The 16,917-nt window shown below is 41.6% G+C and carries 13 protein-coding genes and 1 tRNA gene; 4 read left to right on the top strand and 10 right to left on the bottom strand.

The features are described from left to right. Positions 1-911: 911 nt before the first annotated feature. Positions 912-1,391 carry a nuclear transport factor 2 family protein gene (locus MLE17_RS04895; protein ID WP_243347606.1) on the top strand — a complete coding sequence of 160 codons (480 nt, stop codon included), beginning with the start codon at positions 912-914 and terminating at the stop codon, positions 1,389-1,391. A gap of 180 nt (positions 1,392-1,571) precedes the next feature. Here MLE17_RS04895 and MLE17_RS04890 read toward each other — a convergent pair. Further along, a tRNA-Leu gene (locus MLE17_RS04890) sits at positions 1,572-1,655 on the bottom strand. A 154-nt stretch (positions 1,656-1,809) separates the two neighbouring features. Here MLE17_RS04890 and MLE17_RS04885 point away from each other — a divergent pair. Beyond that, on the top strand, positions 1,810-2,886 hold the full coding sequence (locus MLE17_RS04885; RefSeq protein ID WP_243347605.1) for a mannose-1-phosphate guanylyltransferase: 1,077 nt from the start codon (positions 1,810-1,812) through the stop codon (positions 2,884-2,886). A 172-nt stretch (positions 2,887-3,058) separates the two neighbouring features. On the opposite strand, the gene MLE17_RS04880 is transcribed toward MLE17_RS04885, so the two are convergent. From MLE17_RS04880 to MLE17_RS18855, 5 genes are all read right to left on the bottom strand, one after another. Beyond that, positions 3,059-5,242: a peptidase domain-containing ABC transporter gene (locus MLE17_RS04880; RefSeq protein ID WP_243347603.1), complete on the bottom strand. Its 2,184-nt coding sequence runs from the start codon at positions 5,240-5,242 to the stop codon at positions 3,059-3,061. Continuing rightward, positions 5,239-6,378, bottom strand: a complete 1,140-nt coding sequence (locus MLE17_RS04875; protein WP_243347602.1) for an HlyD family secretion protein — start codon at positions 6,376-6,378, stop codon at positions 5,239-5,241. Before MLE17_RS04875 ends, MLE17_RS04880 begins: the two co-directional genes overlap by 4 nt. A 537-nt stretch (positions 6,379-6,915) precedes the next feature. Further along, complete coding sequence (locus MLE17_RS04870) at positions 6,916-7,854, bottom strand: T9SS type A sorting domain-containing protein (RefSeq protein WP_243347598.1); 939 nt, start codon at positions 7,852-7,854, stop codon at positions 6,916-6,918. Between the two features lie 513 nt (positions 7,855-8,367). Beyond that, positions 8,368-9,102 carry a DUF4469 domain-containing protein gene (locus tag MLE17_RS04865; RefSeq protein ID WP_243347595.1) on the bottom strand — a complete coding sequence of 245 codons (735 nt, stop codon included), beginning with the start codon at positions 9,100-9,102 and terminating at the stop codon, positions 8,368-8,370. Positions 9,103-9,179: 77 nt separating this feature from the next. Next, positions 9,180-9,308: a hypothetical protein gene (locus MLE17_RS18855; protein ID WP_262920287.1), complete on the bottom strand. Its 129-nt coding sequence runs from the start codon at positions 9,306-9,308 to the stop codon at positions 9,180-9,182. Between the two features lie 634 nt (positions 9,309-9,942). Here MLE17_RS18855 and MLE17_RS04860 point away from each other — a divergent pair. Together MLE17_RS04860 and MLE17_RS04855 are read left to right on the top strand one after the other, a co-directional pair. Beyond that, complete coding sequence (locus MLE17_RS04860; RefSeq protein ID WP_243347594.1) at positions 9,943-11,328, top strand: sensor histidine kinase; 1,386 nt, start codon at positions 9,943-9,945, stop codon at positions 11,326-11,328. 82 nt (positions 11,329-11,410) lie between these two features. Continuing rightward, positions 11,411-12,109, top strand: a complete 699-nt coding sequence (locus tag MLE17_RS04855; RefSeq protein WP_243347591.1) for a response regulator transcription factor — start codon at positions 11,411-11,413, stop codon at positions 12,107-12,109. Between the two features lie 122 nt (positions 12,110-12,231). Here the strand turns inward: MLE17_RS04855 and thiL are convergent, their stop codons facing one another. Genes thiL through sppA form a run of 4 tightly spaced genes read right to left on the bottom strand, consistent with a single transcriptional unit; the run spans position 12,232 to position 16,906 of the window. Next, the gene (thiL, locus tag MLE17_RS04850) at positions 12,232-13,266 is read right to left on the bottom strand and encodes a thiamine-phosphate kinase (protein WP_243347589.1); all 1,035 of its coding nucleotides are present in this window, start codon (positions 13,264-13,266) and stop codon (positions 12,232-12,234) included. A 1-nt stretch (position 13,267) separates the two neighbouring features. Continuing rightward, positions 13,268-14,083 carry a purine-nucleoside phosphorylase gene (locus MLE17_RS04845; protein WP_243347587.1) on the bottom strand — a complete coding sequence of 272 codons (816 nt, stop codon included), beginning with the start codon at positions 14,081-14,083 and terminating at the stop codon, positions 13,268-13,270. After that, on the bottom strand, positions 14,055-15,149 hold the full coding sequence (gene lpxK / locus MLE17_RS04840) for a tetraacyldisaccharide 4'-kinase (RefSeq protein ID WP_243347586.1): 1,095 nt from the start codon (positions 15,147-15,149) through the stop codon (positions 14,055-14,057). Before lpxK ends, MLE17_RS04845 begins: the two co-directional genes overlap by 29 nt. A 5-nt stretch (positions 15,150-15,154) precedes the next feature. Next, complete coding sequence (gene sppA / locus MLE17_RS04835) at positions 15,155-16,906, bottom strand: signal peptide peptidase SppA (protein ID WP_243347583.1); 1,752 nt, start codon at positions 16,904-16,906, stop codon at positions 15,155-15,157. Positions 16,907-16,917 lie beyond the last annotated feature (11 nt).

Here is a 16,917-nt window from a genome sequence, read left to right as displayed (position 1 = left end):
GTCACCGAAACAGGCAAAATCTCCCTTTCTGATTCATATTCATCAGTATAACAAAGATAAGCCGGGTTTTAGGACTTTGAAGTCTCAAATTAGTCAAATATAGATAAGAAAATGTGCAATAATTGTTTAGAGGGGATTTAGGGGTAGAAATCCTGGGCCTGTTTTGAAAGCTCAAACATTTCTCTCAACTTATTCCAAATCATATAGAGGTAAAAATAGAATTACAAATGAATACGACATGGATATCGGTCTTTACTTATATCCCCAGACGCGATGAATCGCGTCTCTTCCTCTGTTTTGCTGACATTCAGTGTAGCTTCGTAGAGATCGCGATTTATCGCGTCTTGATATAGGGTCGATTGTTTTCGAGTGTGACGGGAGTCTGTTGCTGATAATATCCTGCACACTCTTTAAGTCCCCTTTAGAGGATATATGGGTAAAACACAGGCATTATTGGACCTTCAATGTACATTATTCCGACTGTAATGTCCATTGAAGCTCCGATAATGTTCAGTGTTTGACTGGAAATGGACAATGTAAACACAATATTATGCTGTCCCTTTAGCCACTACGTTGTAACCGGATAGGGGAGCATAACACTACATGATCATTATAATGCACTATGGAATTATTGCAAGCCATTAACGCCCAATGATAATGTGATTTGTTGCCGTAGTAAAATTGTTTGCTGTTTTTGTGTTTAATTGGTGTGATTTGGTAAAAGATTTGGAAATGTGCGTACTTTTGTGGGGAGCGGGTTTAATACATTTACAAGCTGTTTGGATTTCCAGCACGCTTCGCTAATTTCGCGCAAGAGGGGTGAACAGAACCCGTGCAAGAGGGAGTCTCGAACAGGTAAGTCGGATTGTACGTTGATAAAATAAGTTTGTTTGATCAATAACTCAATGCCTATGAAAACAACACTGGCTATTATTTTAGCCGGCGTCCTGCTATTAGGACTCCATAATCAGGTAAAAGCTCAGGAGCTGACTCGTCAGCAAAAATCAACGATAGAGCAGCAGGTTGATTCTGTTTTCCTTACGATGGTAAAGGCTGCTGAAGATCTGGATTACGGTAAAATAAGTACGGGCGTTGACGACAGGTACAATGCCGGGTCTATTGTGAACGGGATATATTATGCAAAGTATGATTCGTTGGTTTCGGTATTAAAAGGCAACTTGCGTGTCGGGACAAAACAAGGTATTGAAATTAAGAATAAGAAGATTACTGCCCTGTCTGAACGGATTTCGCTTTTGACTACATCGGGAGATGCAGATGTTGAGCCAACCGGCGGGCAATCCTTTCATGTCAGTTTCTTCTGGTCTTTTGTCTATGAGAAGACTGACAACGGGTGGAAAGTAATCCAATCCCATCAATCGGGAGTGCGTTAACGGGTAGGAATCCTTTCCCGTTCAGCTGTTTCTTGATAAACTCCTTGGGCAGGATGTCAAACTGCTTTTGGAAGCATTTGGCAAAGCAGGTATGGGGAGTGTCAAAAGATTTAGTACACCTTGAAAATAAAAAGAGCCGACAATCAATTTGATTATCAGCTCTTTTGTGTTTTTAAGCCGTACCCAGAGCCGGGATCGAACCGGCATGGAAGTGAATCCACTGGTGTTTGAGACCAGCGCGTCTACCAATTCCGCCATCTGGGCTTAAAGACGGTGCAAAGGTAAGACTAATTTCTAAACCTGCAAGTGGTGACGCTGTTTTTTTTGAAAAAAAGACCCTTTTAGCATGATTCGGATGAAATTTGCTGCTATCTTTACGACGACAAATTAATTACTGATAACAATTTACCGTAAAGCTATGGGAAACAATTATTGTGTGATTATGGGCGGTGGTATAGGAAGCCGTTTCTGGCCATTTAGCCGCACACACTTACCTAAACAATTTCTGGACTTCTTTGGTACAGGCCGCTCTCTGCTGCAAATGACTTATGATCGATTTGCCAAAATTCTGCCCAAAGAGAACATCATAATCGTAACAAATGAAGGCTATGCGGGATTAATCAAAGAGCAATTGCCGGAACTGAGTGATGCTCAGATTTTGTTTGAACCGCAACGCCGTAATACAGCTCCCTGTATTGCATGGGCTTCATATCATATCCGCAGTAAAAATCCGAATGCCAATATTGTAGTTGCCCCTTCTGACCATTTGATTCTGAATGAAGAGGAGTTTGTAAATACGATTCAAAACGGATTGAATTTCGTAAAGGATAAAAAAACGCTGCTTACGTTAGGGATGACTCCTAACCGTCCCGAAACCGGATATGGATATATTCAGATCGGAGAAGAGGTAAAGGGGAATATCAAAAAAGTAAAGACATTTACCGAGAAACCAAATCTGGAACTGGCTAAGGTGTTCCTGCAAACCGGTGAATTCTTCTGGAACTCAGGTATTTTCTTGTGGAATGTAAACAGCATCATTTCCGAATTTGAGAGACAATTACCAGATGTCGCTGAAATCTTTGCCGCCGGAAATAACGCCTATAATACTCCAGAAGAGCAAGAGTTTATTGATTTGAACTTTCCTGCTTGTCCCAATATCTCGATTGACTATGGTATTATGGAAAAAGCGGAAGAGGTGGCAGTGCTTTGTGCTGAGTTCGGTTGGTCTGATCTAGGAACCTGGGGATCACTTTATGATATCTCACCCAAAGATGGAGACGCAAACGTGACACTGAAATGCGAATCACTGACTTACGATTCCAAATCGAATATGATTGTATTGCCTAAAGGAAAACTGGCTGTAGTACAGGGTTTGGAAGGATATATTATCGTAGAGTCGGACAATGTGCTTCTGATTTGCAAAAAAGATGATGAGCAGAGAATCCGTCAGTTTGTGGTAGATACCCAGATGAAATTGGGTGAAGAGTACGTATAAGGAACTTTGTACCAATATAGAAACGGGGCACTTCTTGAAAAAGGTGCCCCGTTTCTATATTGGCTTTAGCCTGGTCCTAAAAACTGAGATTTATTTATTGGGTTGGGCTCTTAATCTTTCAAAGAGCATCTACCGGAATTCAAAATCCTGAGTCGATAGTTAATCTTGATGACTAAGCAAAGATTTGATCAAAAAGTTCACTGGGGATTTGCTTTTGCCACATCTTGTAATATGAACCTTGCAGATTGAATAATTCCCGGTGGGTACCTTCTTCTATAATAGACCCTTCATACATGACAGCAATCTTATCGGCTTTCACGACTGTACTTAGCCGGTGAGCAATTACAATAACGGTTTTTCCTTCACGAACCATTTGTTGTACCATCTTTTGGACGTAAAACTCAGATTCCGAATCGAGAGCTGAAGTAGCTTCATCTAATATTAAGATCTCAGGGTCTTTGTACAGTGCCCTGGCAATAGCCAGTCGCTGCCTTTGTCCACCTGATAGCGTCGCCCCGTTTTCTCCGATCTGCGATGCTAATCCATTTGGCAATTTCTCTATAAAGTTGATCATGCCAAGTTCCTTGCATAGGTTAATGACTCGCTCGATATCCGGATTAAATTCTCCTACCGCAATGTTCTCGATAATGCTCCCGGAGAAAAGATCCAGTTGTTGAGGAACACTACTGATTAATTGACGTAGGCTACTATTAGTGTAAAAGTCAATGTTGTGATCACCGATATATATTTTGCCGCTTTTAATCGGATAAAGTTTCTGAAGTAATGCAGCGAGAGTTGTTTTACCCGAGCCGCTTTCTCCGATGATTGCAGTTAACTTCCCTTTTGGAATAGTAAATGAAAACTGATCAAACACATCTGTTCTGGTTCCATAACTGAAGGATACATCCTCGAACCGGATATCTCCCACATATTCCCGTTTAAGATTCGATTTGTCGGTCTCTTCTTCCCGCTCAAGATCCATAATGTCAAACAGGCGGTCAGCAGCAATCATAGCATTCTGCGTGTTTTTATTCATATCGATCAAAGATCTCATCGGATTGGTAAAATATCCGATCAATGCATAGAAAGAGAGCAGTTCTCCCGGAGTGATAGTTTTATCCAATACCAGATAGGTTCCTGCCCAAAGGATAATAATGGTAAAAGTCCTCGTTAGAAATTCAGATGAAAAGGTTGAAAAGACAGAATTCATCCCTGACTTATAAACCGTATCCAATAATGTTACGAAGCGCATCTCGGTTTTGATATTTGCAAAATTCTCAATCCCGAACTGCTTGATGGTCTTTACTGAAGTGATGGATTCCACCAGCTGGCTCTCAAGCTCCGCAGAGTTCTCCATAAGTTTGCGTTCCTGTTTTTTGTTAAGGCGATTAGTCAGCCAGTATAGAAACAGGTAAAAAGGGATAATAGCCGACATAATTAATGCCAGTTTTCCTGAATAAATAAACATCAGGAGGAATGAAAAGGCGACTATAAACAGATTTACGACCATCCCCACAACTGTCTCGTTGATAAAAGCCCTGATCTTAACGGCGTCATTTACCCGGGAAATGATTTCGCCCACCCTCATTGTATCGAAAAAATGCTGGGGGAGCTTAAGCAAATGCTTATAGTAGCCCAAAATAAGTTGTGCGTCGATTTTCTGACCCATTTGTAGCATAAAAATGCTTTTTGTAGCTCCAACAAATAGCTGAACGACCAGGATAACCAGCATAGCACAACTCAACAGGTTGAGCAGGTTAATATTTCCATTGATCATGACATTATCGGTTATCTTTTGAATGTAAATTGCTGAAGACAATCCGATGATAGTATAGGCCATAGCTCCAATGATAGCCTGGTATAATATACTCTTGTGTGGTTTTAATAAGTGAATAAAACGAGTAAGGTTTGATATACGCTGATTCCCGGTCTCAAAGTCTTCATCAGGTATTAAGAGTAATAGAATTCCTGACCAGATCTTCTCGAATTCTGAGAATGAGGACTTGTGCATCAGTCCGTCAGCCGGATCCATATATTTTAATACATTCTTACCGACGGAGTAAATAACTATATAATGCTCCAGTTTCTGATTAATGATGACATGTGCAATGGCAGGAGTAGGGATGGTTGACAACGATTCCGGATTTCCTTGTACCCCTTTTGCCTGAAACCCAATTTGTTCGGCAGCCTTGAGTAATCCGAATAAGTTCGTTCCCTTCTTATCAGTACCGGCGATCTGACGGATGCGGGCTAGTGGTAGTTTTAGCTTATAATAAGCGGCGACTGAAGCCAGACAGGCTGCTCCGCAATCCGTGATATCATGTTGTTTTATTTTGATATTCATTTGTGTTATCATTGGGAGAGTTTGGGATTCATCCAGTTGTCCACTTTGTCAAAAAGTAGCTGAGCCAGTGTTCTTTGGGTTAGGTAGAATTGCCCGGTGATAGTCATCCCTTTTTTGATTCTTCCCTGATATCCGTTTTTCAGTGTAAGCTGGTATTTCTGAAGCTCACATCTAACCTTAAAAACAGGCTGATTATTCATCGTTACAATATCGTTGGATATTCCGGTCACTTTCCCTCTGATCATTCCCCATTCCCGGTAATTAAAAGCATCGAAACGGATGGAGACCTCTTGCCCGACATGGATGAATCCGATGTCTGAAGGGGTAATGTAGCATTCGGCAATGAGTAGGTTGCTTTGTGATAAATATCCGATAGTTTGCCCCGGAGTAATAAAACTACCGGGTTGTACCCCGTCGCATTGTATAATGGCACCTTCAGCCGGAGCAATGATTGTATAGTTTCTTTTCTCTTTAAAAAGTTGATTTATTCCTGATGCAAGATCAATATTCTCCAGCTCTAAACGTTTTTTGTCCGTTTGCCAGCGAATCCGGTATTCATTTTGAGAGAATTCCTTTTGCTTCAGAGCTGTTTCGTATTTATTTTTTACCTGTAGATATTCTTCTTCGGATACAATATTTTTCCGATACAGGCTTTCTGTCCGTTTTAGCTCTTTTTCTGCATAAAGGATTTGAGTCTCCAGCTCTTTTGCTTTTGACATGTATTCATTGCCTTCACCCAGATAACGGTATCCTGAAGGTGTTTTTCCGGTTAACAGCAGATTTATATCTGAAATGTTGTGTTCGTTGTCTGTTTTCTTTGCCTGATTGGCCACAATCTGTTCATCTAATTTATCAGTACGCATCGTTAGCAGTGTATCTCCCTTTCTGACGTTTTTATTTTCATAGAAGTTTACCTGACTGACTTCTCCGTAAACGGCAGCCTGAATCTTGTTATTTTCATTAGGCGTACGGATAATGCCCTGACTTTGGGAAGAAAGATCAACAGCAATGAATGGGGAGGCAAAGATAAAAGCGAAAAGAGAAATAACCAATGTGAGGTAGATAACTTTGCTTTGGGAATGATTCTTGGCGAAATGATGTTCCGCAGTGAATTGGATAATCTCAGGTGGGAATATTTTATTTTCCATGCGATAAGAGTCTAAATCAATAACCGGAAACTAATCTTCAATTACCACTTCTGGAGATTCAATGGGGCGCACTTTTTAGGGCTATGCAGGATTTGAGTATGTGAAAGAAAGCTTGCCATATTAATTGTATTTGCTAAATGATTCGTTATTCAGGCAAAGGGAATAAGGCTACAAACGATTGATCATCCGAGTAACCAATCTCACAGCCTTATCCTATTGCTTTCTCATTTTACTCTTTTGTTTGTTCAATCTTAATCGGAAAGCTTTTAATGATGAGGATCTTATGTTTTAAGCTGTTTCAAAAAGTCGATAATCTACCCCGTGGTGTAGCCAGACTTCAACATAAGCTTTTTGTTCCTTCAAAATGCTTTGAAAATATACTCCTACTACCACATTAAACTCTGAGCTTGTTGAACATGGTTTCGGAGTATATTAAAGTGAACTAAGAGAAGATTTTTATCATATAACCTAATTTACAGACAGCAGATCTTTCAATTTTTACGGCTTAACCAGTTTTATATCATACCTGACAAAACACTATTTGATGGAAACTTTCTGGGACCAACGATTATTTTTTGATTTGACCTCCACAATATAAATTCCTTCCTTGAGGTTAGATCCTACAATCGTTTCCACGTCTTTTGCTGCAGTCTTAGTGATATGTTTGCCGTACATAGTGTATAATGAAATAGATGCTCCTTTTAAAGTCAAATCCTTAAGTGTAACAAGAATTGAACCGCCATTTGAGGGCACTGCTGTGAATGGTATGTTTGAAGCTATATTGACAGAGTCAATATTTGTAGGAACCGAACTGTTTTCTGACGGCCCGATAGGTGTATTTGACGTTGTTGTATCTACTGGGATAGATGGCGTTGTTATAGTCGTCGTTGTTGTAGAAGTATCTGTAGCTGTTTTTGTAGATATTGTCAACGTAAAGCGATTGGATGTTTCGGCATTTGACATAAAATAATAAACCGGATTAAGGGCTAAATCCTGTGAAATTCCAGTTTTGTTATCTGTCAGAAGAACCGTTGTCCCCTGGGCGAAGTTCAGAATCTCCGTAGCTTTAATACTAAATGATCCTGTTTGTCCAGCCTGAAATCCAACGGTGATTTGTTTATTCCCGGTGTAGGGCGATAACCCATTAATGACAAGTCTGACACCATCGGCGTAAGTCCATATCGCAGGATAAGTGGGTCCATTATCCATTTTCTCTGAATCATAGGCATCATACCCGTCACTGGCACTTGAGAAGAAACCAACATAAAGTTCATCAGTATAACTTCCTGCTGCAACCTGTAACCGGACAGATTTCACGAGCTCCTCAGCAACGGCTGTCTGGACAGCCATAGTGCCAACTAAAAAGATTAGCATTGATGCCGATTTCGAAGAAAAAGACTTCGATGCACATTTTCCAATTGCACTTATTAAGCGCAATAATCCTCTCACTAAAAACAATTCAAAAGTCGCTTTCATAATCAATTAATTTTAGTTATTACACAATAGTAAGGACCTAATTTGAGTATTGAAAAAGGCACATAAACTTAAATGCACCATGTAACGAATTTCGAGAAGACAAAATGGCTATGTCAGATAACCATTTTATCAGGTCGTTTTTATTTCATCAGCTTTTGGATAAAGAATAAAGCAGACTCTTTTTATAGTTTATTTGTGGTTCTTGGAGCCAGACTGTTTTTAGGCTCAATATAAAAATTTCTTTAGGCTAAAACGTTGTAACTGTATTTGTTCGCTGGAGTTTACTTCAGCTCGGATCTGTGTTATGTCATTTTCTTCCTTTCTTTATATAGTTATTTCAATAGATTCATTTTATTCGAAAGTGTATTATCAGGATATTCATCGATCGTATAGCCTCGTATGCGATCAACGCATAGCCGGATATACTGCATTCGCATAGCCAGATATACGTCTTCTGCTTAGCCTAATATACGACGCCCGTATATTAGGCTATACGATTGACAAATATTGTCTTCAGACGTTCAATAGATAGTCAAACAGATAAGTTCGGGGTTCTTTCAAAGTTTGCACAGAGTTAGAGAATTGAGTGGTGAGACTCAGTTTGTAATCTCCCTGGGGCAATGTTTGAGGAACTATGAAAATGATTTTTGACGGATCATTTAGCAGAAGAGCGCTAGATGGAATCGCGATGACCTCATGGGTGACCTGATTGATCAGGCTAATGCCATTGGCCGGATTATCTCCTGCGATCTTAATTTTACTACCTGCCAACTGAACCCCACTACTTGGAGTTAATCTGCTGTTTACCTCTTTGGAGGTAACATCAAAAAGGGAATTGATCACAGTGCCTGTTTCGGCCATTCCCCGCACATCGACTGTCGCCGAGTTTGTTGCACTGCGAAGATCAGCTGTGGGTGATACCCGGACTGACAAACTATGTTTTGTATCGTCCCATTTGGCATTATCCCCAATGAAAACGCCATTTACCAAAAGGCTAAAATAACCAAGGCCAAAGGATACAGAGGCTCCGTTTGCAATTTGCTCTTTCGCAATTTCTTTCAGGATCTCCATAGATGCCTTGAGTGTTACGGGATTGAGGTCGGTACGACGGGCAACTGCGATATTAATCAGGTCATTCTCGGTCAATGATTTTGTGGTCACGACACGGCCAAAGCGGTCATCTTTCCGTTCGGTAATCGACAGATCGTAAAGCTCTACGATTACACTATTGTTATCTGTTGTAGCCATGATTCGGTTGTTTTAGGTTTCTATACACCTTCCTAATAGATTGTTTATCCCAAGAAAGGAATTGAAAAAGGTGCGAATTATATCGTTATGTAGATTTTTTTGCCATCTACTATCATACAGAAAGTAGTACCTCCATTGACTTTTTTCAGTTCTGCAGTTGATAATTCACGAAGTTGCGCAGCGTTTTTTTTATCAGCTTTTTTCATTGTTGTAAGATTTAGGATTAGACAATTGGTTTCGTTTAAAATGATGATGATGCAATATTACGGGGTTCGGAAGTGAGGGTTGCTAATATAAATCTCATATATACCTCATTTATAGTTCATGATATCCGGATATTGAGGTTTCTGATTCCAGCTAAACCGGAGGGTAACAAGCAATATTCCGGATGACATTTTCGAGGTAATAAATAACTAATGTAAAGGGTTGGATGAGAGGTAATGTTATGATTTGCAGATAGAAGTTGATATTGAGATAAGGAGATCCGAGCTATGTTTACTATTCCTTTAGCAAAACTCATTAGATCAAAGCAAGTCCAGTATCTATCGGTAATTATTATGAAAGCCTAATAAGACTGTCACTTATAGCTAATGGAATTTTTTAAAGTGAGAGTGTGCTCTTTTTGATATACATTGTTATTGATAAGTTATTTATTAGCCAACAAACCATAAAGGCTTGAAGTCCAGAATTGTAAAAACGTTTGAGTTGACAAAATAAATTTCAGTCGAAATAATGTTGAACTCATCAAATCCTACTTTTTTTTGTACTTTTGCCATAATCCGTTACCAAATAATTGATGATTTCGCGAATAACATCAATTGTTTGATCAAAATCACAAACATGATATTTTTCAAAAACATACTATCAGCTAAAGCCCGCATCATTACCTATCTGTCAATATTAAGTCTGATATTGGTGTTGGGTTTGCAGGTTTATGTTGTGTATGATTATTTTCGGCTGACTCGTTATGCGCTTTCAAAAGAGATAAACAGGGCGTTTGATGAAGCTTGTGAAAAGGAGGTTAGCCTAAGATTTAAGTCTTTGTTTTCTTTTAAAGGAAGTTCACCGAAGATGAAAGTCTCAACATCGTCTAAAGACAAGGATGTCGTTGTTTATGATTTCGACAAAATGAATGTGGATAAGAAGAATGTAATGGGATTGTTTAATTCGATGGTAAGTGATTTCACGAATAAAAGAATCCCACTGAATCTGCAACTTCTCGATAGTATCACACGCATTACACTGGAAAAGCATAACATCAATCCGGAGTTCTCGATATGTCTGGATAATAAACAATCCGGAAAAAGAATATTTTCTACAAAGACATTCAATGCAGATATTAATTCCCGGTTTGTTATCACATCCAAGCTTCATCCGTTGGCCTATGACCAGCAGCAATCCTTACAGCTGATACTCCTCAATCCATTATCCAACATTATTAAGCGAATGGGATTATTGCTTGCAGGATCAATATTGCTTGCCTTGCTGTGTCTTTATGGTATATGGTTCTTATTTCGCACCCTGGCCTATCAGAAACAGTTGAATGCCATGAAGAATGACTTTTTCGGTCACACTGCTCATGAATTGAAACGACCGGTAGCCCATTTGATGATGGCTTTGGAAGCTCTGTCAAGACCCTCTATTGATGAAAATAAGTTGAAGAAGGAACGTTATCTGGCAATCTCCAAAGAGGCTACGAGGGATATGTCAGAGAAAATAGCCATGATTATGACGTTGTCGATGGCTGAAGAAGGGATGTTTCGGCTAAACTATAGTGAGTTTGACCTGAATGAAGTCATAGAGGTATTAAAAGAGAAATTTACGGCTGTAGCTGAGAAGTGTGTAAGCATATATGTGCAGAATATTGAAGAGAAGACAATGATCAGCGCCGATAAAGAACATTTGACTCAAAGCATTGCCAACCTGATTGATAATGCCATAAAATATTCGAATGACTCCGTCCATATTACAATCTCAGTGCAGAGTAAGGGCAAGGATCTGATCCTGTGTGTCAAAGATAATGGTATCGGTATTGCCCAGGATAAAATAAGCAGTGTTTTCCAGAAATATACCCGGCTTAATACTGTAGAAGGTTCTCCTGCCGGATTTGGGATAGGATTGAGCTACGTAAAAACCGTGATAGAAAAACATGCAGGACGAATCGAAGTAATTAGCGAACTGGCCAAAGGAAGTGAGTTCAAGATTCAGATGCCGGTTTTAAGCTAATCGTAAAGTTTATTGATATTGAAGTCTGTCTTTACTTTGTCTGTTGTATTCCCTTATTAACGAACCAAGTACACCATATTTGATGAAAGTCTTATTAATTGAAGATGACGCCAATCTGGCATTTATGCTTATTGATGGCCTGGAGAGTGAAGGTTTTGAAGTTCTTCATTTAAATAAAGGAGAAGAGGCATTGAAGGCCTTTGAACGTTTCTCCCCTGATATTATCCTGTTAGATGTAAATCTAAAGGGCGTATTAAACGGATTCGAAGTCGGAAGGACCGTTCGACAGTCCGGCAACATCCCTATAATCTTTACGACAGCCCGTACTCAATATGAAGACCTGCAGCAGGGATTTGGCATAGGAAATGTTGACTATCTGAAAAAACCATACAGTATCAGAGAGTTAAGCCTTCGGATCAATGCACTTCTATCAAGACCGGGTAACCAACCTGCTATTGAGCCGAACAGTCTGCAAACGGATAAGAAAATAGGAAAGTACCTGTTTAATCCGGTCGAGCATTGTTTGACGATTGATCATGAAACGATTCATTTGCCTAAGAATGAATGTCTTGTGTTGAACTTATTGGTCGATAAGCAGGGGAAGGTTGTTCAACGGAATGATATATTAAACGCTGTATGGGGCGAAAAAGAGGGATTTATGAGGGAATCATCACTAAATAATATTTTATCATCTCTCCGGTCGAAACTCAGTTCCGATTCGCAGGTTGTGATTCAGTCTATCCCCAAAGTGGGTTGTAAGTTGATCATTCTGGAGCAATAAAATTAGTTGATCAAAGTAGGTTTATTGATATAAAAAGCCTGCATTTCAGATAGTACTGAACTGCAGGCTTTTATATTGAAAGGGATCCGGATCACAGAACCGGAGATATTCAGAGGTTCTTATCAGTGACTCAAAGAATTCCAACCCTGAGCTTTAAGTTCTATTTCGCCTCCGTCACGGGTAATCATACATTTACCTAACGAGGCATTGGTAACGTGGCCGATCACTCTGATGCCCTCGATGGCCGAAACATCATCATGTTTCTCCAGAGGAACGGTGAAAAGCAGTTCGTAATCTTCACCACCATTCATCGCCGCGGTTACAAGGTTCATGTTGAACTCCTCAGCCATGGTGGCAGTTTGGTAATCGATAGGGATTCGCTCTTCGTAGATGCGGCAACCCACATTGCTCTGGGTGCAGATATGCAGCAATTCAGAGGAAAGACCGTCTGATATATCAATCATTGAAGTTGGAACAATACCCTTACCGGCCAAAGCATCCACGATGTCTTTACGTGCCTCGGGTTTGAGCTGGCGTTCGAGGATATACTCTTTTCCGGAGAAGTCAGGTTGTACGGTGGTGGTTCCCTTCAGTACGTGTTTCTCACGTTCCAGAAGTTGCAATCCCATGTAGGCAGCACCTAAATCTCCCGAAACACAGATGAGGTCATTTTCTTTCGCGCCGTTGCGGTATGCAATTGTTTCTTTTTCTCCTTCTCCCAGACAGGTGATGGAGATAGTCAGTCCGGTCATAGAGGCTGATGTGTCACCCCCAATCAAATCCACGCCATAGACTTCACAAGCCAGCTTCAGACCGGTATAAAACTCCTCCAGATCTTCGATCGAAAAGCGCTTTGAGAGACCGAGAGAGATCGTTAATTGTTTCGGACGACCATTCATGGCGTAAACGTCCGAAAAGTTTACCACCGCCGATTTATAGCCCAAATGCTTCAACGGCACATAGGTCAGGTCGAAGTGAATGCCTTCGAGCAGCAGGTCGGTCGTGATGAGTATTTGTTTATCTGTATATTCCAGCACAGCGGCATCGTCACCAACGCCTTTTTTGCTGGATGAATTTTTTAGTTCAAAGGTTTCGGTCAGGTGCTTGATCAGACCGAATTCTCCTAAAGTGGATATTTCAGTTCGTTGTTTCTCCATTCTATTGCAGTTGTTTTAATAATTCAGTCATGATAAGGGTCATCTTCGGTTGGGCGCTGTTGGCCGCTTCGATGACCTCTTCGTGCGAAACCTTCACCGGATTTCCTTCGTACCACATATCGGTAATCACGGACACGGCAAATACATTCATACCGCAGTGACGGGCTACAATCACTTCCGGTACGGTGGACATTCCCACGGCATCGCCTCCTGTAACGCGGAAATATTTATATTCGGCGGGTGTCTCGTAGGTAGGGCCTTGTGTGCCCACGTAAACCCCTTTTTGAATCAGGATGTGGTTCTCGGCTGCTGTCTTTTCCGCCATCCGGATAAATTCCTTCGAATAGGCATCGCTCATATCCGGGAAACGCGGGCCAAGTTCGCTGAAGTTTTTACCTCTCAGCGGATGTTCCGGGAAGAGGTTGATGTGGTCGGTGATTATCATTACATCGCCCACTACAAAATCTGGATTCATTCCTCCGGCAGCATTGGACACAAAGAGATTCTTAATGCCTAACGCTTTCATCACCCGCACCGGGAAAGTCACCTTCTTCATGTTGTAACCTTCGTAGTAGTGGAAGCGTCCCTGCATGGCCAGGATTTCCTTCCCTCCGAGTTTCCCCAGTATCAGTTTGCCGCTGTGTCCTTCTACGGTTGAAACGGGGAAATTGGGAATCTCTTCGTACGAGATTTCTTGTTTATCTTCGATATGATCAACCAGTTCGCCCAGACCAGAGCCGAGAATAATAGCGGTTTCCGGTTTTGAACGGATGATGCTCCGTAGGTAACTAGCGCTTTCTTCGATTATTTCTAACATAGTCGTAGATTTTGGTGTTGAATTCCTCTGTCTTGTTATCCAGGAAAGTTACCTCGATCGGGAGGTAATACATATTCTGTTTCAATGATTCGCTCAGCATCGGTGTCTGTTGCAGGCGGACTGCATCTTTTTCTGTAACCAGAATGATTTTCTTGTCACCGTGAATCTGATGGAACTTTTGCTCAATAATCGCAATGTCCTTCTTGTCAAAGTTATGGTGGTCAGGGAAATTCAGCTCCACGATATTCTCGGCATATTGCTCCAGATCTGCAATCAGCTTTTTGGTTGAGGCAATACCGGTAACAAGCAAGATGGCCTCTTTTTTCTTGTCTATATTAGTCAGTTCACGAATCTGGTTGCCCCGTTCAGGGAATACCGGGTGAAGTTTGCCATAATCGATTGAAGAGAAAAAGAGCTGTTGGTGCGGACGCAAAGTCAGATATTTCGAAATGATACGAATATCCATCGGCTTTGTTGTGGACGGGCTTTTAGTCACAATCATAATATTGGCGCGCTCTTTTGACCAGAGAGGCTCGCGCAAACGGCCGGCAGGCAGCAGCTTGTCTTCGTAGATTTTGCGGTTGTAGTCCATCAGAAGGATGGACAGTCCCGGTTTGACATAACGGTGCTGGAAAGCATCGTCAAGCAATACCACATCAATCTCGGGATGGATTTCCAATAACTTATGAATCCCGACTCGGCGGCTTTCACAAACGGCCACGATGGCCTGAGGAAACTTCTTTTTGATTTGGTAGGGTTCGTCGCCAATTTCGCGTACACCGGCTTTGTCATCCGCCAGTACGAAACCGCTGGTTTTACGTTTGTAGCCGCGACTCAACACCGCAACCTTAAACTTTTTGCTTAAAATAGAAACCAGGTATTCGGTGTGAGGTGTTTTTCCTGTTCCTCCGACAGTCAGGTTGCCAACGCAAATAACGGGAACCTCAAATGATTCGGAAGGGAGAATGCCCCAGTCAAACAGTTTATTTCTTGTACTCACCGCTATTCCAAACAGAAAAGAGAGGGGGAGCAGTGATTTGGTAATTTTAGGTGATTCTTCTTTCATCTCAATTATTCAATATCCAGGTAAAAAGGCAGGCGGGCCTGCATAGGTTGTTGCTTTTGCAGGTTCTGCAGCACTTTATAATATTTCAGGTTCTCGCCAAAATAGAATTTAGCCAGCACATCTGAGGCATCGTCTTGCATATCGCTGAAAATCTCTTCCATAAAAGATTTCTTTTTGGGGAAACTTTCCACGTTGTAATTTTTCAGTTTCGCTTTTTGAGCGGCCAGTTCCAGTGCTGTCTGAATGCCGCCGAGTTTGTCAACCAGCCCGATTTGTATCGCTTTTTCTCCGGTCCAGACGTGTCCCTGGGCCACAGCTTCTATTTTTTCGGTTTTCACTTTGCGTCCGGCTGCACAACGGCCTACAAACAGTTTGTATCCCTCATTGATGTATCCCTGGAACAGAGCCTTTTCATCAGCACGCATCGGACGGTTTATGCTTGGGGTGGTGGCAAAGCGGTTGGTGGAGACTTCGTCAAAGGTCAGTCCCAGTTTTTCCGTTAGCTTTTCCACGTTGGGGAACATGCCGAATATGCCGATAGAGCCTGTGAGTGTAGTCGGTTGAGCGACTATGGCCGATGCCGGGCAGGAGATATAATAACCGCCTGAAGCGGCATAGTCTCCCATTGAAACTACGACCGGCTTCACTTTTTGAATCTCTTTGATGACGTGCCAGATTTGTTCCGAACCGTAGGCGCTACCTCCGGGTGAATTTACCCGAAACACGACAGCTTTTACCGATGAGTCACCTTTGACATCCATCAGATCCCTGGAAAGTTTTTCGCTGTTGATGCCTTCGCTGTCTCCGTCATCAATTCCACCGGCAGCATACACGATGGCAACCTTGTCTTCATATTGGGATTCCTGGCTTTCGGCTTTCACCATATCGCTGATTTCGACCAGACCTTTCTCTTCTTTAGCGTCGGAGTGAGCGAGTTTCTTCAGGTAGGTCCATACATCTGTCCGGTAAATCAACTTGTCAGCCAGACGGTATTTTATATCTTTTTCCGCCGGTTGCATCAGCATGCCTTCGTTGGCGTAAGCATTCAGTTTTTCAACCGGTATTTTGCGACTGACAGAGATTTCTTTAAGCAAATGATTCCAGATTTCGGAGATGTATTCTGTTACTTGTGCTTTATTGGCATCGCTCATTTTTTCCTGGATAAATGGCTCAACTGCCGATTTGTATGTGCCGACTTTGAATATCTGCATCTCAATGCCCAGTTTATCCAAAGCCTTTTTGAAAAAGACAGGCTGTCCGCCAATTCCGCGGAAGTCAATCATACCCACCGGATTAAGCAGGATGGTATCGGCAACGGTCGCCAGGTAAAAGTCCTTCTGTGCATATTGGTCGGCATAAGCGACAACGAACTTCCCGCTTTTCTTAAATTCTTTCAGGCGGTTACGGATCTCTTCCACTGTGGCCATACCGGCAATGGGAATCTTGAAATCGAGATAAATACCGCGGATATTATCGTCTTTTTCCGCTTTGTCGATGGCGGAGAGGATATCATCCAATCCCAGTCGTCCCACTTTGTAGTCGGAGAAGATTTGCTGAAACGGATTTTCCTTCGAACGCTCCACAATTTCCCCCTCCAGCTTGAGGTGAAGCACTGAGTTGGGCTTCGTTTTGAAGGTGGTACTCTCCATTTGGCTAATGGCAACGGCAAATACAAAAATGAACAGCGATATAATCACAATCGCCGTGATAAAGAAGCCCAAAGCGCTGGCAAACGCCATCTTGAAAAATTGTTTCATAGTCTATGCTT

The sequence above is a fragment of the Parabacteroides sp. FAFU027 genome, from assembly GCF_022808675.1.
GTDB lineage: Bacteria > Bacteroidota > Bacteroidia > Bacteroidales > UBA7332 > CAXXIC01.
The sequence above is the reverse complement of the archived record's forward strand: the minus strand, read 5'-3'. Positions and strand labels throughout refer to the sequence as shown.